General features: G+C 38.3%; 1 protein-coding gene. It reads left to right on the top strand.

Features of this window, described 5'->3' with window-relative positions:
* Positions 1–235, top strand: a 235-nt coding sequence (locus tag OD917_RS22560) for a hypothetical protein (RefSeq protein WP_263525621.1), incomplete at both ends; no start/stop codon positions are given.

The following is a 235-nucleotide window of genomic DNA, read 5'->3' as shown; positions in this document are numbered from 1 at the left end:
CGGGAACTTCAGTTACATTTATAGCAACTCCAACAAATGGCGGAACTACTCCAACATACCAATGGTATAATGGTGCAACAGCTATTTCAGGAGCTACAAATTCAACTTATACAAGTGCAGCATTAGCAAATGGCAATTCAATTACAGTTAGAATGACTTCAAACGCATCACCATGTTTGACAGGAAGTCCGGCTACATCTAATGCCATTAATATGATAGTTAATCCAAATCTTCC

The sequence above is a fragment of the Flavobacterium sp. SH_e genome (genome assembly GCF_025717045.1).
GTDB lineage: Bacteria > Bacteroidota > Bacteroidia > Flavobacteriales > Flavobacteriaceae > Flavobacterium.
Note: the sequence above shows the minus strand (reverse complement) of the source record. Positions and strands in the feature narration are given on the sequence as shown.